Genomic DNA, 26,757 nt, shown 5'->3' on the forward strand with positions numbered 1-26,757 from the left:
AAAAAGACGGATCGCTCAGGGCGATCCATCGCTTTTCTTCTTTACTCTACACGATACGAAATCGCTTCTCCGGCTTCGACCGTCCGTCCGACATCAACGTCGACTTTTCGATCGCCGCTGTTCGTGACGATGATTGGTGTCAGTAATGATGGTACGAGCGGTCGTACTTGTTCAAGATCGACATTGAGGAGTGGTGTCCCCGGTTCGACACGATCGCCGGCTTTCGCCAACGCCTCGAATCCTTTTCCTTCGAGTGATACCGTATCAATACCGATGTGAATCAAGATTTCATCTCCATTATCCGCAAGAATACCGATCGCGTGTTTCGTCGGGAAGAACGTCGTAATCTCACCAGAGACTGGAGAGACGACATATCCTTCCGTTGGCTCGATCGCATATCCGTCACCCATCATGCGACCGGAGAAGACTTGGTCCGGCACATCATCGAGAGAACGAATGATACCGCTCAGCGGTGCGACATATCCATCTTCAGGCACGTAAGCCCCACCACGATCTCCAGCGAGTGGACCGGCATCTGCTGTAGTTCCAGAAGTCCGTGCTTCGTCTCCCGTTGGTACTTGTGGAATTGGATCTGCTTCTGGTGTCTCTTTCGGTTTATAATTTGGATCTTTCATGATATCTGCCATTTCTGACTTGATCCCATCGGATTTCGGTCCAAAGATTGCTTGGACGTTATCTCCGACTTCAAGAACACCAGCAGCACCTAGTTCTTTCAAGCGATCCTTGTTGACGCCTGATTTATCATTGACCGTAATCCGCAGACGCGTGATACAAGCATCTAAGTGTTTAATGTTTGATGGACCACCGAATGCTTGTAGAATTTCATACGGTAGATCGCCTGCTTGTGCCGTTGAGGTAGCGGCACCCTCTTTAATCGCTTCGCGTCCTGGAATCTTCAGATCAAACTTCGTGATGACGAAGCGGAATCCGAAGTAGTAGATGACGGCGAAGACAAGACCGACTGGAATGACGAGCCACCACGAGGTTCGGTTCGGTAGAATCCCAAACAACGTGTAGTCAATCAATCCACCGGAGAACGTCATCCCGATCTTGACGTTCAGTAAATCCATGATCATGAATGAAAGACCTGCAAAGACAGCGTGAACGGCAAACAAAAGTGGTGCAACGAATACGAAGGAGAACTCGACTGGCTCCGTGATCCCAGTCAGGAAAGAAGTCAACGCAGCTGAGAAATAGAGACCTTCGACGGCTTTACGACGATCCTTTGCGACCGTGTGGTACATCGCAAGACAGGCTGCTGGCAGACCGAACATCATGAATGGATATTTCCCGGTCATATATGTCCCTGCCGTAAATGGTACACCGTCCTTCAACTGTGCGAAGAAGATCCGCTGATCCCCGTTGATGATCGTTCCGGCTTTATCCGTATATTCACCGAACTGGAACCAGAAGCTTGAGTACCAGATATGGTGAAGACCAAACGGAATCAACGAACGTTCGACGAGTCCAAAGATAAAGGCAGACAACGGTTCGTTCGCTTCGATAATTGTTTTCGAGAATGTGTTGATTCCACTGCCGATCGGTGGCCAAATATACGATAAGGCAAACCCGGCGACAAGACTGAATAAGGCGGTTGCAATCGGAACAAAACGTTTCCCTGCGAAGAATCCGAGGAAATCAGGCAGTTTGATTTTAAAGAATTTATTATAACTGTACGCTGCTATCAAACCGGCAATGATCCCTCCGAATACCCCCATTTGCAAGGTCGGTATCCCGAGGACCGTCGCATACGACAAGTCACTCGCTTTCTGTGCTTCCGTGATTTTTTCTGGTGTGATCTGTAAGAACGAACTGATGACCTTGTTCATGATCAAGAAACCGACGATCGCTGCTAGACCGGCAACTCCTTCCCCATTCGCAAGACCAATCGCGACCCCGACGGCAAACAGTAACCCGAGGTTCGCAAAGATGATATCACCCGCATCCTGCATGACCCGCCAGATGACGACTAGCGAATCGTTCTCAAGGAACGGTAAATATTGCGTCAAGTTCGGGTTTTGAAACGCTGTCCCGAACGCGAGCAATAGCCCCGCTGCCGGCAAAATCGCTACCGGTAACATCAGGGCCTTACCGATCCGCTGTAAGACACCAAACACGTTTTTCCACATGCGTATATTCCCTCCTTTTTTAAACAAACTACTTAGTTCATACCCTAAAATATTCTATCGCAAAACGATTCTAAAAGATTTTCCTCAAAAAAATGAGCCCTTCCGCAGAAGGACTCACTCTAAAAACTTTAGACTGTTTTTTCTTGTTTACGTGATGCGATGACGGCTTGGATTTCAGACTTGATGTTGTCTGATTTCGGTCCGTAGATCGCTTGAACGTTGTTACCAACTTCAAGGACACCAGCAGCACCTAATTTTTTCAACTCATCTTTGTTGACTTTCGATTTGTCGAGAACTTCGACACGAAGACGTGTGATACATGCATCCAAGTGTTTGATGTTCGACTCTGAACCGAGTGCATCAAGGATACCTTCAGCGAGTTCAGAACCTTGAGCAGATGAAGTCTCTTGCGCTGCATCTTCACGACCTGGAGTTTTCAGGTTGAACTTGCGGATTGCGAAACGGAATCCAACATAGTAGATGACAGAGAGTGCAAGACCGACGACGATGACGAGCCACCACTGCGTGCGTCCTGGAAGAACACCGAAGAGAAGGAAGTCAATCAAACCACCAGAGAATGTCATACCGATCTTAACGTTCAACAATTGCATCGTCATGAACGAGAGACCTGCGAAGACTGCGTGAACTGCGAACAAGATTGGAGCAACGAACAAGAATGCGAATTCGATTGGCTCTGTGATACCTGTCAAGAATGCTGTAAGTGCTGCTGATCCAAGAAGACCACCAACGACTGCACGGCGCTCAGGGCGAGCTTCGTGGTACATAGCAAGAGCTGCTGCTGGAAGACCGAACATCATGAACGGGAATTTACCAGTCATGAATGTACCAGCAGTCAATTCAACGTTATCTTTCAATTGAGCGAAGAAGATCGCTTGGTCACCACGAACGACATCACCTGCTGCATTCGTGTACGAACCGAATTCGAACCAGAATGGTGCATAGAAGATGTGGTGAAGACCGAATGGAATCAACGAACGTTCGATGAGACCGAAGACGAATGCTGCGAGTGTTGGGTTTTTCTCCATCATGAAGTGGGAGAATGTGTTCAATCCGTCCTGTGCGAACGGCCAAACGAATACAAGTACAAGACCTGCGAACAATGAAACGACAGCAGTGACGATTGGAACGAAACGTTTACCAGCAAAGAATCCGAGGAACTGCGGCAATTCGAGATTATGGTACTTCCCGTACGCCCAAGCTGCAATCAGACCGATGATGATACCACCGAATACCCCAGTTTGAAGTGTTGGGATACCAAGTACGTTTGCATACCCTTGACCGTTAGCAACCATTTCTGGTGTAACGCCGAGCCAAACGCTCATTGTTTTGTTCATGATCAAGAATCCGACGATTGCCGCAAGTCCGGCTGCGCCGTCCCCTGCAAGACCAATCGCGACACCGACCGCGAATAAGAGTGCTAAGTTACCGAAGATGATATCCCCGGCTGCTTCCATCAATTTTGCAACCTTGATGATTGCATCATTTTTCAAGAACTCGAGTTTTGACGTCAAGTTCGGATTTTGCATCGCGTTACCGAATCCGAGTAGGATACCGGCAGCTGGCAAAATCGCTACAGGAAGCATCAACGCTTTACCGACACGTTGAAGAACAGCAAAAATCTGTTTGAACATGTGTGTTTCCTCCTTTTCCTGTTAAGAGCGAAGTATGATGAATAATGCCAATGATTGAGACGAAAAAAGTCAGACATCTGACCGATTTTTTACAGAAAAAAATCAGGCACGAGCGGATTGTAGACAATAGACTTATCCCGTTGAATAACGGAAATAAAGCTTCTTGCCCGACATCCCACTCATGCCTGATCGTATCAGTAACACGTAGTCCGTGCGGTCATTTACCTGAATCGTACTGCACTAAGCGTTGCAGATGCATCGTAAGATACGTCGCCTCACCGCGCGGTACCGCTTTCTTCAACTGACGTTCCATGATGGACATCAGCTCCCAAGCAGTATCATAGCATAGCGGATATTCTTCACGCAATAGCTTTTCTACTTTTTCTGGAGCCTCTAGATACTCCCCATTGGAAACCCTTTCAATCGCTGAACGAAGATGCCGAATCAGACGCTTGTAATCAAGCGATTTTCGATCGATTTTAATCTCCAGTCGCTGTTCGATATGACTAGCAATTAAACCGACGAGTTGATGATGGCGGTTGACTTCGAGTACGTCTTTGAAGTTCGTCGCTGAATGAATATGAAGTGCGATGAATCCTGTCTCCGCTGGAGGTAGGTAAAAATTCATCTCGGCACTGATGAACTCGACGATTTCTTCTGCAAGGGCGTACTCTTCGGGATACAAGGCTTCCGTTTCAGCAAGAAACGGATTCGTGACTTCCATTCCTTGTTCCAGTCGCTTGAACGTGAACGTCAAATGATCCGTCAATCCGATATGGATATGTTCGTCGACCTTTTTTCCGAAGCGTGTCTCGATCATCGAAACGATCTCGTTCATCAACGCGATGAAATTCTCATCGAGATGACCGACGAGCGCCTTATATTGATCCTGTTCTTCTTTATCCTTCAACGTGTAGACTTTTTCCAACTTGTCGAGATCTGTCAGTTGATCGCCTGGCTTCCGACCGAAGCCAATCCCTTTCGCGAGGATAATGACTTCCTGATTCGCACCAGTCGAACAAATGACGACATTATTATTCAATACCTTGATAACGTGGTACATTTGTTTATCCATTCGCTCTCAACCCAATCTGCTCTTACACATTTATTTAAAGACATTGTTTTTATTATAACGGTTTTTCAGACACGAAAAAAGCCTACTTACTCAAGTAGACTTTAAAACATTTGGTAACCGCTCTTACGCAAGAAGCGAATCGATAGACCGGCGATGATGATTCCGGCAAGACCAGCCGCGAACATCGTGATATCCGCTGTCTGTAGACCAGCAATCCGGTCCCCAAGATTCGGAATCGCTTCACGAGCATTCGTGAAGTATTCGAGCGTCGATTGGTTGTCGATCATCATGATGATGATGACCGGATAGAGTACGAGCATCACCCATGTACTCCGCAACAACATGTTTAAGATGAATCCGATACTAAAGAACATGACGAGATAAAGCACACTCCCGATCACGGCTTGAATGATATGCATACTGTTCCCCCTTTGAATCTCTTCTAGTATAACCGACAAAAAAGGCAAATGCACGAGTGTACATTTGCCTAAAACGTGAACTTAGAACTTCCCTTTTTTGATCGCAAGACCAAGCTTTTTCAGTTCGAAGAAGTGTTTGTTGTCGATGACTTTTTTCATGAACGATGCGTTACGGCCGTAGATCTTCTTACCAAAGACCATGCCGATACCGTCTTTATGACCAAGCGAAGCGACCGTTCCTTTGTTCTCGTACGTGAACGTCGATGTTTGACGACCAGCGATGAGTGCTGCGATGTTCTCAGCGACTTTGTGTGCTTGTTGTGTCGCGATTTGTGCAGTCGGTGGGTACGGACGGTTCGAACTTGGGTCCATGACTGCTGAACAGTCACCGATCATGAAGACATTGTCGTGTCCTGGAACACGGAGATCTTCTTCAACGACGACACGGTTACGCATCGCTTCGAAACCAGATGCTGCAACGACAGGGTTACCGCTGACGCCACCAGTCCAGATGATCGTGTTCGCTTCGATCGTCTCAGTCGTGTCGCCTTGAAGCGGACCGAATGTGACGCTTCCTGGTCCACATTCCTTGATGCCGTTACCGAGTTTGAACTCGATGCCTTGGCGCTCAAGCCATTTGTGTGCATAGTTGACGAGATCTGCATCGAATCCTGGAAGGACTGTCGGTGCTGCCTCGATGTTGACGACACGAACGAGTTCGCGTGGAATGTCATATTGTTTGCACAGTTCTGGAATACGGTTGACGAGCTCACCCATGAACTCGATTCCTGTGAATCCAGCACCACCAACAACGATCGTCAAGAGTGAACGATCTTGTGATCCTGTTGTTTTGTACTGTGCGAATGAGTAATCGATATGTTCCTTGATTTTACGGACGCTGTTCAACGAGCTGATCGTCAGCGCGTGTTCCTTCAATCCTTTGATACCGAATGTTTCAGGAACGCCACCGAGAGCAACGACGACGTAATCGTAAGGAACTGTTCCGCCATCTTGTAAGAGAACCGTTTTAGCAGCCGTGTCGACTTTCTCAACGATACCTTTGACAAGTTTGACGCGTGACGGGTTGATGACATCATTGATGTAGATGCGCGCTTGCTCCGCAGACATCGTACCTGCAGCTGGTTCATGCAACCAAGTTGTTTGGTAATGATAGTCGTGTTTGTTAATCAACGTGATGTTCGCTTGATCGACGCCGAGTTTCTTTTGAAGGTTGACTGCTGTGATCAATCCACCGTAGCCCGCTCCAAGAATAACAATGTTAGGTGTGTTCATGTTCTGATACTCCTTACGAATCGTAGTTTTGTTGTGATTTTCTTCACATTCAATTACAGACGAATGCTCAAAAATTTTGTTCAAATAATGTTCACATGTCTATAAGCCTATTGAAACACTTTTCAGGAATGATTGCAAAAGAAAAATGTAATTTCCCTTAAAAAAATGTGAGATGTTCCGTACTTGCACCTTCACCCCCTACTTCCTATATAATGGACCTATCCAACGCTAGGAGGGAATCAGATGCACCAACCATATGATGTCACGATCATCGGCGGCGGTCCAGTCGGACTGTTCACCGCGTTTTATTCAGGAATGCGCCAGATGAAGACGAAGGTCATCGAGAGTCTACCTCAATTAGGTGGTCAACTCGCTACGCTTTATCCTGAAAAATATATATACGATATTGCCGGTTTTCCGAAAGTAAAAGCACAGGAACTGGTCGATCGGTTGCTTGAACAAGCAAATGAATTCGATCCGACATACGTGCTCGGTGAGACCGTCATCGCTTACGAACGGATGGATGACGGAATCATCCGCCTCGTCACGAATAAAGGCGAGCATTATACGAAGACCGTCATCTTGACGGCAGGAAACGGCTCGTTCGCCGCGCGTCCACTCGGAGTGGCAGATGCAGAACGCTTCGAAGAAACGAACTTACACTATTTCGTCAACGACATGGAACGCTTCAAGGATCGCCAAGTCGTCTTACTTGGTGGCGGTGACTCTGCAGTTGACTGGTCATTGATGCTTGAGCCGATCGCAAAATCCGTCACGCTCGTCCACCGTCGTGATAAGTTCCGTGCCCATGAACATTCGGTCGAACTGTTACACGATTCGTCCGTCAACGTCATGACGCCGTATACACTTGAATCGGTCACAGGTGAGACTCACATCGAGACGCTGACGTTCAAACATGCTGAAAGTGGTGAAGTCGTCGTCGTCGCTGCGGACGATGTCGTCTGTAACTTCGGCTTCGTCTCGTCACTCGGACCGCTCAAAGAATGGGAAGTCGAATTCGAACGCAATTCGATTCGTGTCAATTCGAAGATGGAGACTGCGATTCCAGGCGTCTTCGCTTGTGGTGATATCGCGACTTACGAAGGACGCGTCAAACTGATCGCAACGGGCTTTGGTGAAGCACCGATCGCCGTTAACCAAGCGAAGCTTCTTGTTGATCCATCTGCTCGTCACCCGCAACACTCGACGAGTCTGTTCGAAAAAGTAACGAATCATTCTTGAGATACCTGAATGGCTGAAAACAAATAAGAGGTCGAATTCCGGATGAGATATCGGAGTCCGACCTCTTATTTAGATGGAATCACATCTAGGACGTGAACAAACATCTTCGACTCCTACAGGAAAAGGAAGCACGATGTATGCTTCCGTCAGGGATAGGTAAGACCCGACAGATCACATGGAATGGGAACTGGCGCGGCTTACCTCCCGCCTGAGGAAAGCGAAGATGTTGAAAACGTCCGATTTCATATAGATGATCTTTTAACAGGTATCCGGTAAACCCGTTGCACGAGTTCCACCCCACCTCGCTCAATCATCGATTCTTCGAAGACCTGACCACCGAATCGCTCGTAAAACTGGCACGCTGGATTATCTCGCAAGACAGAAACCTGCATCGTCTCATATTCCGCTAAGTCCTCAGCGATGCGTTGAAACAAAGCTTTTCCGAGTCCTTGTCCTTGCGACGCTTGCAAGACATAAATCGCATACAACTCCCCTTCACGCGCATCACTTCGATTCGCTCCACCTTGCGCAAAGCCAACGACTTCTTCTCCTGACACGGCAACATACACGCGCTGATCAACTAATGTCTGTTCCCATTGTTTCGTCCGTTTCGCATGCGACAGCTGTGCTAAATACGGATCTGGAATGATACCTTGATACGTCTCCCGCCAGGCATCAATATGAACGCGGGCGATGGCTGACGCATCTTCAAGACGTGCTTCACGAATCCTCATAACGGGATGATGAAGCGACGTGTCTCGCGTCCATTACGAACAGTCGGCTCGATTTCTTGTCCACCGTTCGCCAAGATGACACGGCGAGATGCTAGATTATCAACGCCACACGTCAACAGCACTTGATCGAGTCCACGTTGCCGTGCTTCTTCTAGCGCTAAACGGAGCCCGGTCGTCGCATATCCTTTCTGACGCTCGGATGGTCGGATGCCGTATCCGATGTGTCCGCCGTACAACTTCAAGTTCTCCGTCAAGTCATGCCGGAAGTTCAGCGCACCGACGATTCGTTGCCCGTCGACCATCCAGTACGTCGAATGGGTGACAAGACCCGGTCTGACTGTTGTCTCCATTTCCTTAAGTTCCGCAAAATAAGCGCCGAGCGGTTCATATGTGTCTCCGACTGCTTCCGGCACGATCGTTTCGCCCGACTCTCGCCAGTCTTCTAAAAAGGCGCGATACTCTGTCTCCCACGCAAGAGTTGGTTTTATCAACTGCATCATTGGTGATTGCGCACCTCCTCTTCAATCAAACGATCGAGCCAGTCATCGACATGTTGGAATAGATAGCCGGCTTGTTTCGCAGCTGTCGTATCCATATAGAAATCGCGTTCTGGCGCAAGCGGCGATTCATCTTCTCCTTTTGCAACGAGTTGACTCGTCGTTCCCGCAACGCGGTCGATCTTATCCACTAGGTCTTGAATTGATAAGACACCGTCACTTGCAGCGTTGATTGGTCCGGTCAGTTCCGAACGACCACACCACTCAAGAAAGGCAGCGGCTTCATAACTTGAGATATACCCCATCTTCGCGTATGTGTTTTCGGCAACGATCGGACGACCGTCAAGCGCCCGCTTGATATGAAAGACGAGTCGCTCCGTATAGTCATCTGGTCCGAGGACGACCGGAAAACGGACCGCAACGACTGGGAACGTCGCCCGTTGGAAGAAATAACTCTCCGCTTGGCGCTTCCCTTCGCCATATCCATGTTCCTTCTCAAGCTCATATTTCCCGGGAAACGGATTGTAGGCACGCTCCGTGATATTCGCACCACCGTCTTCATAGACAGACATCGTCGACGTCAACACGTAGCGCCCGACTTTCCCTTCAAACGCGTCGATCGCAAGCTTGGCTTGATACGGCGTGAAGCAAATGTTGTCATAGATGACATCCCAGTGCTGTTGGCTTAAGTCCTTCATCGTACTACTTGACGTCCGGTCTCCTTTGAAAAATGTCAAGCCCTTCGCGACTGGTGGCGTATGCTCGCCGCGTGTGACGATTGTCACGTCATCCCCCGAATCGGCTAAGCGAATTGCAAGCCGGCGTCCGAAATAGCGCGTTCCCCCGAAGATCAATACTTTTCTCATCCTGAAGCCCTCCCTGTTCGTAGTAGCATTCACTCTCTTAATATTTCGAGTCAACGGAACAGGTCTCCTGTATGCGGACAATAAAAAAATCGTGGACGATGTCCACGATTGGATTCATTAACAGCCACCCGGTGTCCCAGCATTCGTTGCCGTCCGGAACGAAGTCCCGCAACCGCATGTTGCGATGGCATTCGGATTCGTGATCGTGAATCCGCCGCCGAGCATCGACTGCTTATAATCGATTTCCAGTCCTTTGACGACCGGATAATCTTTTTCGTCCACGATGACGGTCACGCCGTGCTGTTCGAAAACGAGATCCGTTTCTTTCTGTTGGTCGAATCCCATTCCGTACGACAGACCACTACATCCACCACCTTGGACGAGCATCCGAAGATTCCGTTCATCTGCTGGTGCCTGCGCCATCATGTCCTGGACTTGTAGCGCTGCTGCCTCCGTTAAATGGATCATGTCATCACCTTCCTTTTCTTTAGTATACGCAACTTCTGAGCGAATCGAAACCTAGTTGCTTGAAACTATCTTGAATTCGTTGTATAAATGGTATGTACAACAAAATAATCGTTCCATCTTCAGGGCAGGGTGAAATTCCCGACCGGCGGTAAACAACTCTTCTTGAGTTGAAGCCCGCGAGCGAATAGGGCGCTATTTGCTGATTCTGTGTAATTCAGGAGCCGACAGTACAGTCTGGATGGGAGAAGATGGCGGCATGAGTTTGAATTTGATCGATTTTTGCAACAATCGATTAGGTTTATTTAATGCGGACTTCTCCCCTGTTGATCTCATCAATAGGGGTTTCTTTATGGACGCAGTCATGCCAATACTTCATCGAGAGGAACGAGCAAAAGGAGACAATACTCGTATGAAACGCACACAAAAAATGGTCACTCTGTCAATGTTAGGATCAATCTCGTTTGTTCTTATGCTTATCAATTTTCCACTGCCGTTCTTACCGAACTATCTGAAGATTGACTTCAGTGATGTTCCTGCTCTCGTCGCAGCGATCATGTTCTCACCGGTCGCAGGTGTCATCGTCGAAGCATTGAAGAACGTGCTATACTACATCTTCCGCGGAAGTGGTGTTCCGGTCGGAGAATTCGCGAACTTCGCTGCTGGTGTCGCATTCGTGCTTCCTGTCAGCTGGTTCTACCACAAAAAGAAATCAACACAAGGTCTCGCAACTGGTCTCGTCGCTGGTACGATCACGATGGCACTCGGTCTTGCGATTCTCAACTATATCTTGATCCTTCCAGCGTATGCATGGTTCCTTGGTATGGACTACATGGCGGATCCAGCTGTCAAATGGACAGCGATCACAGCTGGTATCTTACCGTTTAACGTCATCAAGGCGTTGTTCATCTCGGCACTCTTCATTCCGTTGTTCTTGAAACTACGACCATGGATGATGCGCCGTCAACAATCTGCCTGATCCGAAAAGCTGCGCCCGCTGACGGACACGAATCCCCTCGTTCAGACGAACGAGGGGTTTTTTTTGGCTGTTCGTGCTCACAGCTCATTCTCTTCGATTTTTAGGTAAATCTTTTCAAGCAACTCTTCCGGCGTCTCGCCTACGACCGTCTCACCATCAACGAGACAAAAATGATCAAGCGAACAAATGCCGCAATAGCCGAGACAACCGTATTCGACGACGTCGACGTTAGGGTCACGTTCGAGTTGCTCCATGACGACCTGTGTACCAGCCGCTAAGTTACTGATACAAAATTCAATAATCGGATTCACTTTTTTTCCTCCTTCAAGCAGGAAACGACCTGCCTCATGTCGTATTATACAAGGTCAGACTGATTTAGGGGAACTAAGGGGGATTTTACGTTATGAAGCAATTGGTCGTACTCGGCGGAGGATATGGTGGAATGCGGATTTGTGAGCGATTCAAGGACGAGGAAGTTGCCGTCACGCTCGTCGACCGTCTACCGTACCACGCACTCAAAACGGAATATTACGCACTCGCAGCAGGTACATTATCAGATCGAGATGTCCGGATTGAATTTCCGGAGGGGAAACATCTTACTTATAAATATGGACATGTCATTAAAATCTCACCAGAGACGAATACGGTCCACCTGCAGGACGGATCAGAATTATTCTATGATGACTTGATCATCGCCCTCGGTTGCGAGGATAAATACCACAACATTCCGGGTGCTCAAGAGTTTACATATAGCATCCAGACACTTGAAGAATCGCGCAAGACACAGCAAGCGATCTGTGGTTTGTCACCGGGGTCCGTCGTCTCGATCGTCGGTGCTGGTCTATCTGGTGTCGAACTTGCCAGTGAACTGCATGAGAGCCGGAAAGATTTAACGATTCGTCTGTTCGACCGCGGTCCATCCGTCTTGTCATTCTTATCCGATAAAGTCTCGTCTTACGTCCAGGAATGGTTCGAGGAGCATGACGTTGAGGTCATCAACAATTCGAACGTCACGCTCGTCACGGCGGACGACGTGCGAAACGGCGACGATACGTACCCGTCGGACTTGACGATTTGGACGGCAGGTACGCAGCCGGTCAAGGTCGTTCGTGATCTCGGCTTTGCTGCAGACAGTGGCGGTCGGATCAAATTGACGGAACATCACCATGTACCAGAATACGATAACGTCTTCGTCATCGGCGATTGTGCCAGCTTGCCGTATGCACCAAGCGGTCAACTCGCAGAACATCAGGCAGAACAAGTCGTCGATGTCTTGCAAGCGAAATGGCAAGGGAAAAAATTGCCGAAACTGCCAGAAATCAAATTGCGCGGGATGCTCGGATCGCTCGGGAAATCAGATGGTTTTGGGATCGTCATGGGCAAGCAAGCGCTGACGGGGAAAGTCCCACGTCTCTTAAAGTCCGGTGTCTTATGGAAACACAAAAAGATTAAATGAACAAAAGAGGTGTCCCGATCTTTGGGATACCTCTTTGTCGTTCACCCCGTCTGACTTAACTTTGCATCAATCGCTGCCGTGATCGTCTTCAGCTTGACGTACCCCTCGTCAATCATCTCATCATCAAGCACGATCAGTGGATAAAAATAGACATCCTCTTTCAAGGCTTCCGTCCATTGATCCGCTGTTGCTGTCTCGAAATCGACATAGCGTAGCGTCATCGCTTGCTCATATTTCTGTCCGAGGACAGCTTGTAGCCAACTGAACGTCTCTTCCGAGCTGGGTGCCCCGACACAACTCGGACAAGTGACCGCTGTTCCATAAACCGTGATTTCCATCTTGAAGTCCCCCTTTTCAATTCTCTCCTCTTTAGTATACAAGTTTTCCAGATTGAGAACATTTTTCAACCCTGTTACAATGAAACTATACGAAAGGATGTGTTTACGCATGGAAATGTTTGATCAAGTGAATGAAGTTCTTGAAAAATTGCGTCCGTTCCTTCTTCGTGATGGAGGAGACGTTGAACTCGTAGATGTAGAAGACGGAATCGTAAAACTCCGTTTGATGGGAGCTTGTGGTAGCTGCCCAAGTTCAACGATCACATTGAAGGCCGGTATCGAACGTGCCCTTCTTGAAGAAGTCGCTGGCGTCGTTGAAGTCGAACAAGTCTTCTAATACATGAAATCCCGAACGAATTCTCGTTCGGGATTTTTTGATTCATAGAATCCATTCGGCTAACGTATCGACCATGTATGTCGGTTGACGATCCTGACCTTGAATGAAGACGGGTGTGTGGACGCCAGAATTGACGTGCATCGTCCGGATGCCTCCATTGATTCCGAATAGGATATCCGTATGGTAGTTATCCCCGACCATGATGACGTCTTCTTTTGACAGACCAATCATCTCCGTTGCGATATCGACCATGACCGGTTCCGGTTTGCCGATGAAGAACGGTTCCTTCTCCGTCGTCACGCGCAGGACGGACGTCAAGGCACCGTTTCCTGGTAAGAATCCACGTTCTGTCGGAATGGCGATGTCTCCGTTCGTCGAGATGAAACGAGCACCGGCACGAATCGCGAGGGCACCGACAGCGAGTTTTTCATACGTGATCTGACGGTCGAGACCGATGACGACGTAATCTGCCGCTTCCGTTGCGACGACGTCTAACCCTTCCCGTTCAAGCGCATCAATCAGTCCTGTCTCACCAATCGCATAGACGCGCGCTTTCGGTGATAGATCAGCGATATAACGACCAGTCGCCATCGCACTCGTCAAGACGTGTTTCGCATCGGAATGAACACCCATCCCGCGTAATTTCTCCGCCACGGCTTCTGCCGTCATCGACGCATTATTCGTCACGAACAAATACGGAATGCCTTCTGCTTGCAGACGATTGACGAAATCGACCGCTTCTTTTACCGGTTCCGTTCCGTTATACATCGTTCCATCTAAATCAAATAAATAGCCTTTTGCCTTCATCCTGACTCACTCCTCGTTTGGTAAAAATGCAGACACCGGTCCGAGTTCTGTCTCGATATACCGGCGAATCGCTTCCGGGAAACGACGTAGTTCTGCTTCCTCTGTCTCAAGTACCGCCCGAATCTCCGCCATACTCGACTGTGTGAATGACCGGACGATCAACGTACGTAACGCAACGAGCTTCTTCAGACTCGTCGCGAGCGGTCCATCGATGACCTTCTCATCTTCTAAAATGAGAATGATATCTTCATAACTTCCCGGATCCCGCATGATGAATCCATCAATCATACTGTTTCCGATGTCGATGACACTCTCGATGACTAAAAAACCGATCCGTTCCATAGCCAGTGCCGTCGTCACCGGATCCCCCGTAACTTCCTTACTTTGTCGAAGTGCCGTCTCATAACAGACGACCGTCTCTTCGATTTTTTGACGATTGACGAAATACATCTTCATTCCCCCTCACATCCTCCATTTTATCGTTATCCGGCAATCCTGAAAAGCAGAAAGGTCATTTGCATCACATTCCCCAATGTGTTATCCTCAATTTAGATTTTCGCTGAAAATAGTATGTCACATTGGTGACGTGGAGGTTATATACATGGAACGGGAACTCGCACTGGAAATCGTACGCGCTACGGAAGCAGCAGCACTAGCTTCTGCTCAATGGATTGGTCGCGGTAAGAAAAATGAAGCGGATGATGCAGCAACGACTGCGATGCGCGAAGTCTTGAACACGGTCAACATGAACGGAACGGTCGTCATCGGTGAAGGCGAACTCGACGAAGCACCGATGCTCTTCATCGGCGAACGTGTCGGAACAGCAAACGGTCCAATCGTTGACATCGCCGTCGACCCTCTCGAAGGTACGAATATCGTCGCCAAAGGTCTCGGTAATGCGATGGTCGTCATCGCCGTCGCCGATCAAGGTGCCCTGCTCCACGCACCGGATATGTATATGGATAAATTAACAGTTGGACCGAACTTAAAAGGGCACGTCTCGCTCGACGATCCACTTGAAGTCATCATTGAAAAAGCAGCTCAATACAACAATAAACGGATTGAAGACGTCACTGTCATCATGCAGGATCGCCCACGTCACGATCACTTCCGCGAAGCCGCGATGCGGATGGGCGCACGGGTTCGTCTATTTGAAGACGGCGACGTCTCGGCTGGAATCGCACCACTCTCTCCTGCGACAGGAATCGATATCTTCATCGGTACAGGCGGTGCTCCTGAAGGTGTCATCACGGCTGCTGCCGTTAAAGCAATGGGCGGCGACATGCAGGCACGCTTACATCCGATGAACGAGGAAGAAACTGCTCGTGTCATCCGGATGGGACTTGAAGATCCGCTTCAACTCTTGACGCTTGATGACCTTATTAAAAGCGACGACTGTATCTTTGCCGCGACAGGCGTCACGACGGGCGAAATGCTCGATGGCGTTAAGTTCTTGACGGATGATATCGTTGAGACGACATCCCTTGTCATGCGTTCAAAGACACGGACGATTCGAAAAGTCATCGCCGAGCATAGCTTATCGCGTAAACCATACTTGCAAAAAGTCCCCCAAACCCTTTAATCTGAAACAGATGTTAGGGAAATGAGGGAAGCTGAATGATGGAAGAACGTGATTTTTTATATGATGATGTCGAACAAACGAAGACACGCTTCGTCAGTTGGATTGGAGAAGCCAGTCGGTTTGATCTCGCCATCACCCACTCGGAGCATTTTTACGGTAAGATTCTCGTCTTGAATCTCTTATCGAATCGCTATGCGATCATCGGTGCGGACGATTTTGATGAACCTGGCTACATCGCGACGGCGTTTGACGTCGAAGACGATGCGGCAACGGAACTCGAGATGTATCTGCGCGCTTATATCGGTCTATGAAAAAAGCCTTCGTCCGCGGACGAAGGCTTTTTCTTATAAGAGACGATCGTTTCGTTCATTTAGTGTGTTCGGTCCGCTGAAGACGTTCGTATTGTCTGACTCGTCATGGGCACGACGCTCTGAATGCTGATCCGCTTCATCACCGACGAGTAATACGAATTGACCGCTTTCGACCGCATGATTCGCACGATCGACGTCTTCCTTCGTCAAGCCACTTCCGTGGATGGCGTCTCCATGAGAGACCGTATCATCTTTTTTGAAGATGCTTTTGATTTCCTGCCAGAGATTGCGATGATCTTCCTGCGACAGACGCGTCGATGTCTGTTGGTTGTTCAAATCCGCCAATTCCTCGATTTGTTCGAGATCGTATTTGTCGTGCGCTAAAACTTTTAAATCAGTCGAGACGACACCGGCAACACGGAGATCGTGCACGGCACTGACGACTTCTGGTACGGATGAGTAAATTCCAACGATTCGCATGGATAGTTCCCCCTATAGGTACATGATACTTATAGTAATAGCCGAATTCCGTCCACTAGAAACGCTTTTCTGTATGACAGTTTGATTACTCGCTTTCTGTCTTCTCTGGTGCAGGTGCGAACTTCCGTTTCAACTTCAACGTATTGGATGAAGAACCGTCGAAGCGAGGTGGTGCTTCTTCTCCTTCTACCAATCCGATCTTCTTGACGATGAAGTAGGCACATCCGAAGTTACAGTATTCGTAGAGATAATCCGCCACATGCGAAATCTTCGTATCGAATGTCGCTTTCTCGTGTTGATCCTCATAGAAGCCACGTAGCCGTAATTGACCGTGCCCCCAGTCCCCCACGATATAATCATATTTCTCAAGGACGTCGCTGAAACGACCGATGAATGCTTCCTCATTAAAACCTTCGCGCTTCTCTTCGACGACCTCATAACGTTCCCGATTGACTTGTATCATTATTCCCACCTCCTGCTGTTCTTATCATAGCATATTCCATTTCGCCTGGCAGACGAAAAACCGTCCGAGCAACTGCTCGAACGGTTTTTGATCATTAGTCGATCGGAAGTGCTGTTTTATTCTTTTTCGCTGCGTTGACTTGTTCATCCGCGTGATACGACGAACGAACGAGTGGACCTGCCTCACAGTGCGAGAACCCTTTGCTGAGGGCGATTTGCTTCAGTTCAGCGAACTCTTGCGGTGTATAGTATTTGATGACGTCGAGGTGTTTTTTCGTCGGTTGGAGATACTGACCGATCGTCATGATGTCGACGTTATTTGCGCGAAGATCATCCATCGTTTCAAGAATCTCTTCCCATGTCTCACCAAGACCAAGCATCAAGCTCGACTTCGTTGGAATTTCAGGTGCGAGTTCCTTCGAACGACGAAGGAATTCAAGCGTCCGGTCGTAAGTGGCTTTCGCACGAACGGTCGGTGTCAGACGGCGGACCGTCTCGATGTTGTGGTTCATGATGTCTGGCTGTGCATCAATCAGCGTTTTCAACGCTTCAAAGTTCCCACCCATATCTGAAGGCAAGACTTCGATTGATGTCTCTGGGTTCATCCGACGCACTTCACGGACCGTCTCCGCGTAAACGCCTGCTCCGAAATCATTCAGATCGTCACGAGCAACCGCTGTGATGACCGCGTGCTTCAGGTTCATCAAACGAACGGATTCCGCGACACGTTTTGGTTCTTCGAGATCGAGTTCGTTTGGACGTCCTGTCGTCACGGCGCAAAAACGGCACGCACGTGTACAGATACTTCCGAGAATCATGAACGTCGCCGTCCGGCGTACCGCCCAACACTCGTGGATATTCGGACACTTTGCTTCCTCACAGACAGTATGTAGCTTTTTCTCGCGCATCATACTTTTTAATTCTGTGTAGGTTTCATTCGTATTCAGCTTGATTTTCAACCATTCCGGTTTACGTTGGATTTCTCCGCGTCCCATGGTTTCGCTTCCCCCTTCATCCCCAAAAAGTCAATTAATGTCTGCTTTAGTATAACAAACAATCAGGGTTTGCGAACAGGCAATTCATTATATTCCGACTTCTCCGATAAGCGTTTGAACAACAAATCCCGTAACAATTCCGGCATGAAATATTCTTTTGGCATTTCTTTGATCGCTGGGAAGAGTGGACCGAATGTGAACATATCCGGCAAGACGACCGTATAGTTTCGCGTTGGCTCAAGCGGTTGATGTTCCGCCAAACCAGCATAATGCATCCGCCCCATCAACTTACCACGGAAACCGAGACCACGAACCTTTAGTTGTTCGAACTGATCTGTTTTGACTTCGTCGAGGAAAGTTTGGACTTCCACACCGGTCATCGTCACCTTACAGGGATTGATCGGGTGCGGGCAGAGTCGATGTAAATCAAAGGCAGAGACAGGACCTGGTGGAAGTGACCCAAGCAGAATGCCTGCGGGGAGACAAGCGATATCCGCATCACACCAGTCGCGCATCGTCTCGACAAGCAATTGTGAGAATGGCGACTCGCTGAACCAGTCATTGGCTAGACCTGCTGTCTCGCCAATCGGCTCCTTCATCTGTTGTTCCGCGAGATATTGTTCCCGGTCGAGTAGTTTCGCCGTCGCTTCATCCTCGGCGTAATCGTGCAAGGAGTGAAGGACCGCTTCCTTCTCACCCGTATCCGTATTCATGTAGATCTCACCTGCATATTGTCCATGTTTTCCCGCTTGGGTGATCAAGACACCGTTCTTGACGACACCGTCATCAAGGACATGATGCGTATGCGCACCGATGATCAAATCAAGTTCCGGAAAACGCATCGCCAGTTCTTCGTCTTGATAGAAACCGAGATGACTTAAACAAATCAAGACGTCGACTTCTTGACGCAACCGCTCGATTTCACGCGCTGCGACGTCAAACGGTTCTTCGATCGTCCAACCAAGTAAACCGTATAGTTCAATATACGGTGCCGTCAGACCAAAGACGCCGACTTTGCCGGTCGGTAATTCGTGAATAACCCCTTGTTTGGCAAACGGCGCTTCTAAATTCGAGACGAGGACCGGAAAGTCCGCTTCCGTGTAGAGATTCGCTAACCAGTCATGCGGAAACGTGATGCCTTCATTGTTCCCGATCGTCACTGCGGTCGGCATCAACGCATTCAGTAGATGCGTATTGATCTTTCCTTTTGTTGCTTCCGTCGCTGGATCCACACGGTCCGCATGATCGCCGAGATCAAAAACGAGCGAATCATATGTCCGGTGTTCCTTGACGAAGGACATGTAGCGAGGCCACATGTCGAAGTGCGAGTGCAAATCATTATAGTGAATGATGTGTAACTTCATGCAGAAGCCCCCCTTGATGATTTAGAACAAAGAGATTTGTCGCGGCGCGAGTTCATAGTCAAGATCGAGAATCTCGATTAATCGTTTCGCATTCGGGGCAGCATCTCCTGCTGAGTTGTTATTAAAAAAGACATAGACATCCTTTGCTTCCGCTGCAACGTCGCGGACGTGACTTGCGAGTTCTTGTAGCTCGTCTTCCGAATACCGATAGAGACAGCGGACTTTTCGCCAATCTTCGCTGCTTTGACCGGGTTTCTTTAACCAACCGGCTTTATTTCGTCCGTGGAGGCGGATGAATGCCGTCTCCTGCGTCACGACCGGTACGAATGGTACGGAACCATCTTCCGTCTGCGGTTCGTCACAAATCGTATGAATGAACTGATGTTCCTTCAGAAAACGGAGCGTCCGCTCCCGATAAGCTTCCGAATACCACGAGGGATTCCGAAACTCGATCGCGACCGGCAGTCCGGCAAGTGACTTTCGGATCGTTTGCAAATATTCCAAGTGCATTTTGCTGACATCGAACCAGGGCGGCAACTGCACGAGGATCGCCGCAATCTTTCCACTCTTTCGCATCGGTTCGATCGACGCGATATATTGTTCAAAAATCGGTCCGAGCGGATCTTTATTATCCCGGTCGTGCCCACTCATCGCCCGGTGAACCTTGACGATGAAGCGAAAACCGTCCGGCGTCTCGGATGTCCATTTCTCATAGTTTCGTTCCGGTTGAATCGCATAGAATGTCGAGTCGACCTCGACCGCTGGAAAATGACCGGCATAGGCAGCCAGTTTCTCTTTACGATCTTGCGGGGTCAAGTAGAGACTATCATGATCTCCCCAGCCCGTGACACCGATATATATCATGCTCTCTTCCCCCTCGTATGTTCTATTCTACCTATTCATCATAGCATAGCAGAATCCGGGATTTCTTCTTCGATGCTTCCTAAGCAAACACTCTTTTTCAGAAAAAGACATCCCTCTCCTCCCTACTCATGCAGGAAGGAAAAGGATGCCTAGTCACCGTTCTCATCATGAAGCAGTAGACTGTGCCTCGACGATTTTCGGAGCAGGAGCTCTTCGTTTTGGAACCGGAACGATATAGTTTCCGTACGGCAATAAACTGATCACATAAGAGACAGAAATCGAAGCCGCAAGCGTGACGATCATCGCACAAATGAACATACTCGCAGAGTCGAAGTAAGCGAAGAGATCCGTCCGACCGATTCCGCGAATGACGAGCGGATGAATTAGGTAGATCCCCATCGAATGTGTTCCGATCGTTTGGAAGATGCGCATCGCTGTCGCATCTGTCTGGACACGGCGGAAGACATAGTTCAAGACGACGAGGACGAACGGGATATAGACCAAATTCGAGAGATTCGTCGACGTATACGTCCGCTCTAAATCGATGCTGACCCAAATATCAAGGATGATCAATCCACTGATCAGCAATAAGATTGTCCGATGACGCTTTAGAATCTGTTGAATCTCTTCATAATAGACGGCATATGTAATCCCCATCATGAAATAGGCAATCCAATTGAGTAAGAAAGATCGGCTATTGACGAGTCGATCCAGAAACTCGATGTCTGTCGTTAAACTTCCTGAAGTCAGCCAGAAGTAGTTGACGCCCATCGCCGCCACTGTCGCGACAAGCAGCAATGTTCCTTTCTTAAGTCGTGCAAGTACCGGAAATACGACATAAAACTGAAGTACCGTCAAAATGAAGTACAGATGGAAGTTTGCTGTTCCATAAAGGAAGTAATCCGATAGCGGCATACCTGGTTTTAAACTATCTTCTACATGATAACGATACACGAGGTAGATCGTGCTCCAAATCAGGTAAGGAATAAAGATTTTAGAGAAACGTGACTTGACGAATGTTCCGAAATCGAATCCTTTGCGCTGGACCATCGACATCAACAGAAACGCACTGATGATGGCAAAGATCGGCGTACCAATCCGAGAAAATTGATCGATGTAACCAATCGCTTCATTTTCGAATTCCCCTTTCGAATGATACAAACCGGCGATGACATGGACAGCGACGACCATGATTGCCGCAATCGATCGAATGACAGGAATTTCTTGATAAAATTTCATTTTTTCACACCTTAATCATGTTTATATATTTTTTCACAAAAGTTATTATAATCTATTTTCGTCCAAATTAAATGATAATATCCAAATTTTATCGGATGTAACGAAAAAGAATCCCTTTTGAAATAAGAGAGTCTTTTTTGTGAAGATTAGATTTTTTCGTAAGATAACGCGATACATCCGGAAGCAAAGACGCGTGTTTCGACTAACCGTAGCGTCTGGGGTTGATTGAACACCGGAAACATCCGTTTTCCACTACCGAGCAGAACGGGGTAGATCACGACATGATAGCGATCGACGAGTCCAAGCTCAATTGCTTCAGCAGCAAGCGTCGCCCCACCAATCGCAATCTGTTTTCCAGGCAATGCTTTTAATGCTTGAAGTTCCTCGGCAAGCGACGTAGTCGCTAGCCGCGTATTTCCTTCGACAGCGTCAAGCGTCCGTGAGAAGACGACCTTCTCAAGCGCCTGCCAGGTTTTCGCATACTCAACGATAATCGGCTCGTCTTCCTGATCCGCTGTCTCCCAGTATTGCATCATCTCGTACAAACGACGTCCGTAGACATGGGTATCAAACGCTTTCTCATAGTCATTGAAATACTGATGTAATTCCGCATCCGGTGAAGCGAAATCGATCCTGCCTGACGCATCTTCGATATAACCGTCAAGCGAGACTTGAAAGGAATAGACGATGTCACGCATAGTAATCCCTCCTTTTTCACTCTTTACCCGAATAACCATTTCATGAAAAAAACTCCCTCATCCGTAGATGAGAGAGTAAGACGAATTATCCGATTGAACCTTCCATCTCGAACTTGATGAGACGGTTCATTTCGACCGCATATTCCATTGGAAGTTCTTTCGTGAATGGCTCGATGAAGCCCATGACGATCATTTCCGTTGCTTCCTCTTGTGAGATCCCGCGGCTCATGAGGTAGAACAATTGCTCTTCCGAGACCTTCGAGACTTTCGCTTCGTGCTCGAGCGAAATGTTATCGTTGAGGATTTCGTTGTACGGAATCGTATCCGACGTCGATTGGTTATCCATGATGAGCGTATCACATTCGATGTTCGAACGTGCACCTGTCGCTTTCCGTCCGAAGTGAACGATACCGCGGTACGTGACTTTACCACCGTGTTTTGAGATCGACTTCGAGACGATCGTCGACGATGTGTTCGGTGCTAAGTGAATCATCTTCGCACCCGCATCTTGGTGTTGACCTTTACCAGCGATTGCGATTGACAATGTCATACCACGTGAACCTTCACCTTTGAGGATGACGGCTGGGTATTTCATCGTCAGTTTCGAACCGATGTTACCATCGACCCATTCCATCGTTGCGCCAGCTTCACAGATTGCACGCTTCGTAACGAGGTTGTAGACGTTGTTCGCCCAGTTTTGGATCGTCGTGTAACGGCAGTAAGCGTTTTTGTTGATGAAGATCTCAACGACCGCTGAGTGAAGCGAGTTCGTTGTGTAGACCGGTGCTGTACATCCTTCGACGTAATGAACCGATGCTTCGTCATCAACGATGATCAATGTCCGCTCGAATTGACCCATGTTTTCCGAGTTGATGCGGAAGTAGGCTTGAAGCGGCGTGTCGACTTTGACGCCTTTTGGTACGTAGATGAACGATCCACCTGACCAGACCGCTGTGTTCAATGCTGCGAACTTGTTGTCTGTTGGCGGAATCAATTTTCCGAAGTACTCACGGAAGATATCTTCGTTCTCTTTTAAGGCTGTATCTGTATCTTTGAAGACGACACCGATTTCTTCGAGATCTTCCTTCATGTTGTGGTAGACGACCTCTGACTCGTACTGAGCCGAGACACCTGCCAAGTATTTTTGCTCTGCTTCAGGGATACCGAGCTTATCAAACGTACGTTTGATTTCTTCCGGTACTTCATCCCACGATTTCTCTGCACGTTCCGACGGCTTGACGTAGTACGTAATGTCGTCGAAGTTCAATTCTGAGAGATCGCCACCCCACGCTGGCATTGCTTGTTCGTTGAAGATCTTGAGTGATTTCAAACGGAAATCAAGCATCCATTGTGGTTCTTCCTTCATTTTCGAGATCGTTTCGACGACTTCAGTCGTCAAGCCGCGTCCAGAACGGAAGATCGAGATATCGCGATCGTGGAAACCATATTTATAATCGCCAATTTCCGGCATGTTCTTTGCCATGTTCATTTCCTCCTCTTACTTGCTTGTGACCGAAGTTTACTTCCCTTCTTCTACGCCGCGTTCGAGCGCCTTCCAGGCAAGTGTCGCACATTTGATCCGTGCCGGGAATTTCGTAACACCCGAGAGTGCCTCGACGTCCCCGAGGTCGAACGATTCGTCGTCATAGTCTTTTCCTTGGACCATGTCCGAAAAGATATCCGCGAGTCGTAAGGCTTCTTCGATAGTTTTACCTTTGACGAGTTGCGTCATCATTGAAGCAGACGCCATGCTGATCGAGCAGCCCTCCCCGTCAAATTTCGCATCACGGACGACATCGTCTTCAATCGCGAGCTGGAGACGAATCGTATCGCCGCACGTCGGATTGTTCATGTCGATCGTGACGCCCCCCTCGATCGCACCGCGATTTCGGGGAGTTTTATAGTGATCCATGATCACTTGACGATACAAGTGATCGAGATTGTTAAAATCCATGACTGAAATACTCCTTCGTTTGGCGAAGTCCTGTCACGAGTGCGTCAACCTCTTCTTTCGTGTTGTAGAGATAGAAGCTAGCGCGAGCCGTCGAGCTCGCTCCGAGCCAACGCATCAGGGGCTGTGCACAGTGGTGACCGGCGCGAACCGCGATTCCCTGCATATCAAGGACGGTTGCGACGTCATGTGCATGGACATCACCGAGATTGAACGTGACGAGTCCAACGCGTTCTTCCGGACCGTAAATCGTGAGTCCGTCGATGTCACGCATTTGTGCCATCGCGTACTGCGCGAGTTCACGTTCGTGTGCTTCGACGTTCTCTAAACCAATCTCTTCTAAGAAATCAATCGCTGCCGATAAACCAACAGCTCCTGCGATGATAGGTGTCCCCGCTTCGAAACGATATGGAGACGGTTTGAACGTCGACTCTTCAAGACCAACGTAATCAATCATCTCACCACCGAATTCAACCGGTTCCATCGCATTGAGTAATGCCTTTTTCCCGTAAAGGACACCAACGCCTGTCGGACCACACATCTTGTGTGCGGAGAAAGCGAGGAAGTCACAATCGAGATCCGTGACATCGATCCGTTGGTGCGGCGCACTTTGCGCAGCATCGACGACCATGACGGCACCGCGAGCGTGCGCAAGACGAGCGACTTCTTTAATCGGATTGATTGTACCGAGAACGTTCGAGACGTGTGCCATCGCGACGATCTTCGTCCGGTCAGACAGTTGTGCTTCGACCGCTTCGACCGTCACGCGACCATCCGCTGTCAAATCAACGTATTTCAACTTCGCTTTTTTGCGTTTAGCGACTTGTTGCCACGGAATGAGATTCGCATGGTGTTCGAGGTACGTGACGACGATTTCGTCGCCTTCTTCGACATGCTCCATACCGTAGCTTGACGCGACGATGTTGATCGCCGTCGTCGTGCCGCGGGTAAAGATAATTTCTTCATGGTGTTGCGCCTGGATGAAACGACGAACGTTCTCACGCGCACCTTCGTACGCATCCGTCGCTCGTGTTCCGAGCGTATGGACGCCACGGTGCACATTCGAATGAATCGTCTTATAGTAGTCGTCAATCGCATTGATGACGACGAGCGGCTTCTGCGAAGAGGCCGCACTATCGAGATAGACGAGTTTCCGGTCGTTGACCTGTTGGTCGAGGATCGGAAACTGATTGCGGATGGATGCATCGATTCCCATATTAGTTTACTTTCCCTTCGATGACTTGAACGAGACGTTCTTTCACCGAGTCAATCGCAAGTTCCGAGACGACTGGCTGGAGGAATCCGTGAACGACGAGGCGTTCTGCTTCCTTCCGTGAAAGGCCACGGCTCATCAAGTAGTAGAGTTGTAGTTCATCGACACGACCGACAGATGCCGCGTGTCCTGCCATGACGTCATCCTCATCGATCAAGAGGATTGGGTTCGCATCACCACGTGCCTTTTCAGACAACATGAGGACACGTTCCGTTTGAACGCCGTTTGATTTCGAAGCGCCGTGATGGATCATCGACGTTCCGTTGAAGATCGATGTTGCTGCGTCTTTTTGGACACCGTGGATCAAGATGAAGCCTTCTGATCCTTTACCGAAGTGGTCCGTCCGGACGTTGAAGTTTTGTTTTTGCTCTCCACGACCGACCGTAACGGCTTTCGTATCTGAGAACGAATCGTTTCCGACGAGGTGTGTTTTTGTTTCTGTAACCGTGTGACCGTCATTCATGTGACCGAGTGCCCATTCGAGCTTCGCGCCTTGTTTGACGACACCACGACGGTTCATATACGTGATGGCACCTTTCGATAACGTATCGACACCACCGAAGAGGACTTTTGCGTTGTCTTCAACGAAGACTTCTGTGACGACGTTGACGTTATGCGCTTCATCACCGTAAGAGACGAAGTTTTCGATATACGTCAGTTCGCTGTCGGCATCTGCGACGATGATCGCGTGATGGTAAAGCGCTGTGCCTGATTGCTCAAGCGTGTAAATCGCTTGCATCGGTACAGAAAGCTTGACGCCTTTTGGTACATAAAGGAACGTACCGCCGTTACGAAGTGCTGCGTTTAATGCCGCAAGACGATCTTCGTTAACTTGAACACCTTCCGTCATGAAGTACTTCTCGACGAGTTCCGGGTGTTGTTTTAATGCGTCTTCGAGCGTCGTGAAGATGACGCCGTTCGCCGCTTCACTATTTTGCGCATGGACGAGTTGTCCGTTACGCGTGACGAGCATATGATCACGGTTTTCGCCAATCAATGCTTCGATATCTGAAGAAAGACCAGTGACGGTTTCAAGTTCCGTCGTACCTTCTGTGAAGTTCCAGCCTTCGATCTTGATTTTTTCTACTTTTGGCAATGCGAGCGTTGGGGCAAGATCAAGCGCGTCTTGACGCTTTGCGACCATCCAAGATGGTTCCCCTAAGCGAGTCGCACGTTCTGCCACTGCCTCGCGATTTACTGCAAGATTCAGTTCTACAGTCATCATGCT

General features: G+C 48.7%; 30 protein-coding genes and 1 riboswitch. Of the genes, 6 read left to right on the top strand and 24 right to left on the bottom strand.

Annotated elements, in window-relative coordinates:
* Positions 1 to 41: 41 nt before the first annotated feature.
* The 5 genes from ptsG (AC3B4V_RS07305) to AC3B4V_RS07325 all read right to left on the bottom strand — a co-directional run bounded on the left by ptsG (AC3B4V_RS07305) (position 42) and on the right by AC3B4V_RS07325 (position 6,589).
* Entirely contained in the window at positions 42 to 2,150 is a 2,109-nt protein-coding gene (gene ptsG / locus AC3B4V_RS07305; RefSeq protein ID WP_350464357.1) for a glucose-specific PTS transporter subunit IIBC, read from the bottom strand.
* 128 nt (positions 2,151 to 2,278) lie between these two features.
* Positions 2,279 to 3,802, bottom strand: coding sequence for a glucose-specific PTS transporter subunit IIBC (gene ptsG, locus AC3B4V_RS07310; RefSeq protein WP_029342409.1), 1,524 nt, complete (start codon positions 3,800 to 3,802; stop codon positions 2,279 to 2,281).
* A 217-nt stretch (positions 3,803 to 4,019) separates the two neighbouring features.
* Positions 4,020 to 4,877, bottom strand: coding sequence for a glucose PTS transporter transcription antiterminator GlcT (glcT, locus tag AC3B4V_RS07315; protein ID WP_023469132.1), 858 nt, complete (start codon positions 4,875 to 4,877; stop codon positions 4,020 to 4,022).
* A gap of 101 nt (positions 4,878 to 4,978) precedes the next feature.
* Complete coding sequence (locus AC3B4V_RS07320; RefSeq protein WP_023469133.1) at positions 4,979 to 5,296, bottom strand: YuiB family protein; 318 nt, start codon at positions 5,294 to 5,296, stop codon at positions 4,979 to 4,981.
* Between the two features lie 81 nt (positions 5,297 to 5,377).
* Positions 5,378 to 6,589, bottom strand: coding sequence for an NAD(P)/FAD-dependent oxidoreductase (locus AC3B4V_RS07325; RefSeq protein WP_029342410.1), 1,212 nt, complete (start codon positions 6,587 to 6,589; stop codon positions 5,378 to 5,380).
* Between the two features lie 243 nt (positions 6,590 to 6,832).
* On the opposite strand from AC3B4V_RS07325, the gene AC3B4V_RS07330 reads away from it, so the two are divergent.
* Positions 6,833 to 7,831: an NAD(P)/FAD-dependent oxidoreductase gene (locus AC3B4V_RS07330; RefSeq protein WP_023469135.1), complete on the top strand. Its 999-nt coding sequence runs from the start codon at positions 6,833 to 6,835 to the stop codon at positions 7,829 to 7,831.
* 242 nt (positions 7,832 to 8,073) lie between these two features.
* Here AC3B4V_RS07330 and AC3B4V_RS07335 read toward each other — a convergent pair whose 3' ends face one another.
* The 4 genes from AC3B4V_RS07335 to AC3B4V_RS07350 form a co-directional block, all read right to left on the bottom strand.
* Entirely contained in the window at positions 8,074 to 8,565 is a 492-nt protein-coding gene (locus AC3B4V_RS07335) for a GNAT family N-acetyltransferase (RefSeq protein ID WP_488378052.1), read from the bottom strand.
* Positions 8,562 to 9,065 (bottom strand): GNAT family N-acetyltransferase, encoded by a 504-nt coding sequence (locus tag AC3B4V_RS07340; protein ID WP_058264692.1) that lies wholly within the window; start codon positions 9,063 to 9,065, stop codon positions 8,562 to 8,564. The genes AC3B4V_RS07335 and AC3B4V_RS07340 overlap by 4 nt, the downstream gene beginning before the upstream one ends.
* Complete coding sequence (locus AC3B4V_RS07345) at positions 9,062 to 9,928, bottom strand: NAD-dependent epimerase/dehydratase family protein (RefSeq protein WP_058264691.1); 867 nt, start codon at positions 9,926 to 9,928, stop codon at positions 9,062 to 9,064. Before AC3B4V_RS07345 ends, AC3B4V_RS07340 begins: the two co-directional genes overlap by 4 nt.
* Before the next feature lie 117 nt (positions 9,929 to 10,045).
* Entirely contained in the window at positions 10,046 to 10,396 is a 351-nt protein-coding gene (locus tag AC3B4V_RS07350) for a HesB/IscA family protein (RefSeq protein ID WP_029342414.1), read from the bottom strand.
* A gap of 111 nt (positions 10,397 to 10,507) precedes the next feature.
* Positions 10,508 to 10,650: riboswitch (FMN riboswitch) on the top strand.
* Between the two features lie 155 nt (positions 10,651 to 10,805).
* Here AC3B4V_RS07350 and AC3B4V_RS07355 point away from each other — a divergent pair.
* On the top strand, positions 10,806 to 11,372 hold the full coding sequence (locus tag AC3B4V_RS07355; protein ID WP_029342415.1) for an ECF transporter S component: 567 nt from the start codon (positions 10,806 to 10,808) through the stop codon (positions 11,370 to 11,372).
* A 77-nt stretch (positions 11,373 to 11,449) separates the two neighbouring features.
* On the opposite strand, the gene AC3B4V_RS07360 is transcribed toward AC3B4V_RS07355, so the two are convergent.
* Complete coding sequence (locus AC3B4V_RS07360; RefSeq protein WP_023469141.1) at positions 11,450 to 11,683, bottom strand: YuzB family protein; 234 nt, start codon at positions 11,681 to 11,683, stop codon at positions 11,450 to 11,452.
* 92 nt (positions 11,684 to 11,775) lie between these two features.
* Between AC3B4V_RS07360 and AC3B4V_RS07365 the strand changes: the two genes are divergently transcribed.
* On the top strand, positions 11,776 to 12,828 hold the full coding sequence (locus tag AC3B4V_RS07365) for an NAD(P)/FAD-dependent oxidoreductase (RefSeq protein ID WP_055968842.1): 1,053 nt from the start codon (positions 11,776 to 11,778) through the stop codon (positions 12,826 to 12,828).
* 41 nt (positions 12,829 to 12,869) lie between these two features.
* On the opposite strand, the gene AC3B4V_RS07370 is transcribed toward AC3B4V_RS07365, so the two are convergent.
* A complete protein-coding gene (locus AC3B4V_RS07370) occupies positions 12,870 to 13,166 on the bottom strand; it encodes a DUF1462 family protein (RefSeq protein WP_488378053.1) in 297 nt (98 codons plus the stop codon).
* Between the two features lie 109 nt (positions 13,167 to 13,275).
* On the opposite strand from AC3B4V_RS07370, the gene AC3B4V_RS07375 reads away from it, so the two are divergent.
* Positions 13,276 to 13,503: a NifU family protein gene (locus AC3B4V_RS07375; protein WP_012371190.1), complete on the top strand. Its 228-nt coding sequence runs from the start codon at positions 13,276 to 13,278 to the stop codon at positions 13,501 to 13,503.
* Positions 13,504 to 13,545: 42 nt separating this feature from the next.
* Here AC3B4V_RS07375 and AC3B4V_RS07380 read toward each other — a convergent pair whose 3' ends face one another.
* Together AC3B4V_RS07380 and AC3B4V_RS07385 are read right to left on the bottom strand one after the other, a co-directional pair.
* On the bottom strand, positions 13,546 to 14,310 hold the full coding sequence (locus AC3B4V_RS07380) for a TIGR01457 family HAD-type hydrolase (protein WP_023469144.1): 765 nt from the start codon (positions 14,308 to 14,310) through the stop codon (positions 13,546 to 13,548).
* Between the two features lie 6 nt (positions 14,311 to 14,316).
* Complete coding sequence (locus AC3B4V_RS07385) at positions 14,317 to 14,760, bottom strand: DUF86 domain-containing protein (protein ID WP_023469145.1); 444 nt, start codon at positions 14,758 to 14,760, stop codon at positions 14,317 to 14,319.
* A 151-nt stretch (positions 14,761 to 14,911) separates the two neighbouring features.
* Here AC3B4V_RS07385 and glpX point away from each other — a divergent pair, with 151 nt between their 5' ends.
* Together glpX and AC3B4V_RS07395 are read left to right on the top strand one after the other, a co-directional pair.
* Positions 14,912 to 15,892, top strand: coding sequence for a class II fructose-bisphosphatase (gene glpX, locus AC3B4V_RS07390; protein ID WP_029342420.1), 981 nt, complete (start codon positions 14,912 to 14,914; stop codon positions 15,890 to 15,892).
* Positions 15,893 to 15,927: 35 nt separating this feature from the next.
* Complete coding sequence (locus AC3B4V_RS07395; protein ID WP_023469147.1) at positions 15,928 to 16,203, top strand: DUF3055 domain-containing protein; 276 nt, start codon at positions 15,928 to 15,930, stop codon at positions 16,201 to 16,203.
* A 33-nt stretch (positions 16,204 to 16,236) separates the two neighbouring features.
* Here the strand turns inward: AC3B4V_RS07395 and AC3B4V_RS07400 are convergent, their stop codons facing one another.
* The 11 genes from AC3B4V_RS07400 to sufD all read right to left on the bottom strand — a co-directional run bounded on the left by AC3B4V_RS07400 (position 16,237) and on the right by sufD (position 26,751).
* The gene (locus tag AC3B4V_RS07400) at positions 16,237 to 16,683 is read right to left on the bottom strand and encodes a general stress protein (protein WP_064299459.1); all 447 of its coding nucleotides are present in this window, start codon (positions 16,681 to 16,683) and stop codon (positions 16,237 to 16,239) included.
* Positions 16,684 to 16,768: 85 nt separating this feature from the next.
* Positions 16,769 to 17,146, bottom strand: a complete 378-nt coding sequence (locus AC3B4V_RS07405; protein WP_023469149.1) for a YutD family protein — start codon at positions 17,144 to 17,146, stop codon at positions 16,769 to 16,771.
* Positions 17,147 to 17,240: 94 nt separating this feature from the next.
* On the bottom strand, positions 17,241 to 18,140 hold the full coding sequence (gene lipA, locus AC3B4V_RS07410; protein WP_023469150.1) for a lipoyl synthase: 900 nt from the start codon (positions 18,138 to 18,140) through the stop codon (positions 17,241 to 17,243).
* A 62-nt stretch (positions 18,141 to 18,202) separates the two neighbouring features.
* The gene (locus tag AC3B4V_RS07415; RefSeq protein ID WP_488378054.1) at positions 18,203 to 19,504 is read right to left on the bottom strand and encodes a bifunctional metallophosphatase/5'-nucleotidase; all 1,302 of its coding nucleotides are present in this window, start codon (positions 19,502 to 19,504) and stop codon (positions 18,203 to 18,205) included.
* 21 nt (positions 19,505 to 19,525) lie between these two features.
* The gene (locus tag AC3B4V_RS07420) at positions 19,526 to 20,368 is read right to left on the bottom strand and encodes a DUF72 domain-containing protein (RefSeq protein ID WP_064299457.1); all 843 of its coding nucleotides are present in this window, start codon (positions 20,366 to 20,368) and stop codon (positions 19,526 to 19,528) included.
* 165 nt (positions 20,369 to 20,533) lie between these two features.
* Positions 20,534 to 21,607 (bottom strand): acyltransferase, encoded by a 1,074-nt coding sequence (locus AC3B4V_RS07425; RefSeq protein ID WP_373951757.1) that lies wholly within the window; start codon positions 21,605 to 21,607, stop codon positions 20,534 to 20,536.
* Positions 21,608 to 21,753: 146 nt separating this feature from the next.
* Complete coding sequence (locus tag AC3B4V_RS07430) at positions 21,754 to 22,305, bottom strand: dihydrofolate reductase family protein (RefSeq protein WP_488378055.1); 552 nt, start codon at positions 22,303 to 22,305, stop codon at positions 21,754 to 21,756.
* Between the two features lie 85 nt (positions 22,306 to 22,390).
* Entirely contained in the window at positions 22,391 to 23,788 is a 1,398-nt protein-coding gene (gene sufB, locus AC3B4V_RS07435; RefSeq protein WP_023469154.1) for a Fe-S cluster assembly protein SufB, read from the bottom strand.
* 36 nt (positions 23,789 to 23,824) lie between these two features.
* Positions 23,825 to 24,259, bottom strand: a complete 435-nt coding sequence (gene sufU / locus AC3B4V_RS07440; protein ID WP_023469155.1) for a Fe-S cluster assembly sulfur transfer protein SufU — start codon at positions 24,257 to 24,259, stop codon at positions 23,825 to 23,827.
* Positions 24,249 to 25,472, bottom strand: coding sequence for a cysteine desulfurase (locus tag AC3B4V_RS07445; RefSeq protein WP_290783271.1), 1,224 nt, complete (start codon positions 25,470 to 25,472; stop codon positions 24,249 to 24,251). Before AC3B4V_RS07445 ends, sufU begins: the two co-directional genes overlap by 11 nt.
* Before the next feature lies 1 nt (position 25,473).
* Positions 25,474 to 26,751: a Fe-S cluster assembly protein SufD gene (gene sufD / locus AC3B4V_RS07450; RefSeq protein WP_488378225.1), complete on the bottom strand. Its 1,278-nt coding sequence runs from the start codon at positions 26,749 to 26,751 to the stop codon at positions 25,474 to 25,476.
* Positions 26,752 to 26,757 lie beyond the last annotated feature (6 nt).

Source organism: Exiguobacterium sp. E17S (assembly GCF_057772545.1).

What these genes read in the sequence shown, in the direction of transcription:
- AC3B4V_RS07325 (WP_029342410.1), bottom strand. Translation starts at nt 6,589, where the DNA reads ATGAACACACCTAACATTGTTATTCTTGGAGCGGGCTACGGTGGATTG.
- AC3B4V_RS07415 (WP_488378054.1), bottom strand. Translation starts at nt 19,504, where the DNA reads ATGAAGTTACACATCATTCACTATAATGATTTGCACTCGCACTTCGAC.
- AC3B4V_RS07330 (WP_023469135.1), top strand. Translation starts at nt 6,833, where the DNA reads ATGCACCAACCATATGATGTCACGATCATCGGCGGCGGTCCAGTCGGA.
- sufU (WP_023469155.1), bottom strand. Translation starts at nt 24,259, where the DNA reads ATGGATTTTAACAATCTCGATCACTTGTATCGTCAAGTGATCATGGAT.
- AC3B4V_RS07370 (WP_488378053.1), bottom strand. Translation starts at nt 13,166, where the DNA reads ATGGAAATCACGGTTTATGGAACAGCGGTCACTTGTCCGAGTTGTGTC.
- AC3B4V_RS07425 (WP_373951757.1), bottom strand. Translation starts at nt 21,607, where the DNA reads ATGAAATTTTATCAAGAAATTCCTGTCATTCGATCGATTGCGGCAATC.
- AC3B4V_RS07335 (WP_488378052.1), bottom strand. Translation starts at nt 8,565, where the DNA reads ATGAGGATTCGTGAAGCACGTCTTGAAGATGCGTCAGCCATCGCCCGC.
- AC3B4V_RS07320 (WP_023469133.1), bottom strand. Translation starts at nt 5,296, where the DNA reads ATGCATATCATTCAAGCCGTGATCGGGAGTGTGCTTTATCTCGTCATG.
- AC3B4V_RS07380 (WP_023469144.1), bottom strand. Translation starts at nt 14,310, where the DNA reads ATGAAGGCAAAAGGCTATTTATTTGATTTAGATGGAACGATGTATAAC.
- ptsG (WP_350464357.1), bottom strand. Translation starts at nt 2,150, where the DNA reads ATGTGGAAAAACGTGTTTGGTGTCTTACAGCGGATCGGTAAGGCCCTG.
- AC3B4V_RS07385 (WP_023469145.1), bottom strand. Translation starts at nt 14,760, where the DNA reads ATGTATTTCGTCAATCGTCAAAAAATCGAAGAGACGGTCGTCTGTTAT.
- AC3B4V_RS07375 (WP_012371190.1), top strand. Translation starts at nt 13,276, where the DNA reads ATGGAAATGTTTGATCAAGTGAATGAAGTTCTTGAAAAATTGCGTCCG.
- AC3B4V_RS07395 (WP_023469147.1), top strand. Translation starts at nt 15,928, where the DNA reads ATGATGGAAGAACGTGATTTTTTATATGATGATGTCGAACAAACGAAG.
- glpX (WP_029342420.1), top strand. Translation starts at nt 14,912, where the DNA reads ATGGAACGGGAACTCGCACTGGAAATCGTACGCGCTACGGAAGCAGCA.
- AC3B4V_RS07405 (WP_023469149.1), bottom strand. Translation starts at nt 17,146, where the DNA reads ATGATACAAGTCAATCGGGAACGTTATGAGGTCGTCGAAGAGAAGCGC.
- AC3B4V_RS07400 (WP_064299459.1), bottom strand. Translation starts at nt 16,683, where the DNA reads ATGCGAATCGTTGGAATTTACTCATCCGTACCAGAAGTCGTCAGTGCC.
- lipA (WP_023469150.1), bottom strand. Translation starts at nt 18,140, where the DNA reads ATGGGACGCGGAGAAATCCAACGTAAACCGGAATGGTTGAAAATCAAG.
- AC3B4V_RS07365 (WP_055968842.1), top strand. Translation starts at nt 11,776, where the DNA reads ATGAAGCAATTGGTCGTACTCGGCGGAGGATATGGTGGAATGCGGATT.
- AC3B4V_RS07345 (WP_058264691.1), bottom strand. Translation starts at nt 9,928, where the DNA reads ATGAGAAAAGTATTGATCTTCGGGGGAACGCGCTATTTCGGACGCCGG.
- AC3B4V_RS07445 (WP_290783271.1), bottom strand. Translation starts at nt 25,472, where the DNA reads ATGGGAATCGATGCATCCATCCGCAATCAGTTTCCGATCCTCGACCAA.
- AC3B4V_RS07355 (WP_029342415.1), top strand. Translation starts at nt 10,806, where the DNA reads ATGAAACGCACACAAAAAATGGTCACTCTGTCAATGTTAGGATCAATC.
- sufB (WP_023469154.1), bottom strand. Translation starts at nt 23,788, where the DNA reads ATGGCAAAGAACATGCCGGAAATTGGCGATTATAAATATGGTTTCCAC.
- sufD (WP_488378225.1), bottom strand. Translation starts at nt 26,751, where the DNA reads ATGACTGTAGAACTGAATCTTGCAGTAAATCGCGAGGCAGTGGCAGAA.
- AC3B4V_RS07420 (WP_064299457.1), bottom strand. Translation starts at nt 20,368, where the DNA reads ATGATATATATCGGTGTCACGGGCTGGGGAGATCATGATAGTCTCTAC.
- ptsG (WP_029342409.1), bottom strand. Translation starts at nt 3,802, where the DNA reads ATGTTCAAACAGATTTTTGCTGTTCTTCAACGTGTCGGTAAAGCGTTG.
- AC3B4V_RS07350 (WP_029342414.1), bottom strand. Translation starts at nt 10,396, where the DNA reads ATGATCCATTTAACGGAGGCAGCAGCGCTACAAGTCCAGGACATGATG.
- AC3B4V_RS07430 (WP_488378055.1), bottom strand. Translation starts at nt 22,305, where the DNA reads ATGCGTGACATCGTCTATTCCTTTCAAGTCTCGCTTGACGGTTATATC.
- glcT (WP_023469132.1), bottom strand. Translation starts at nt 4,877, where the DNA reads ATGGATAAACAAATGTACCACGTTATCAAGGTATTGAATAATAATGTC.
- AC3B4V_RS07340 (WP_058264692.1), bottom strand. Translation starts at nt 9,065, where the DNA reads ATGATGCAGTTGATAAAACCAACTCTTGCGTGGGAGACAGAGTATCGC.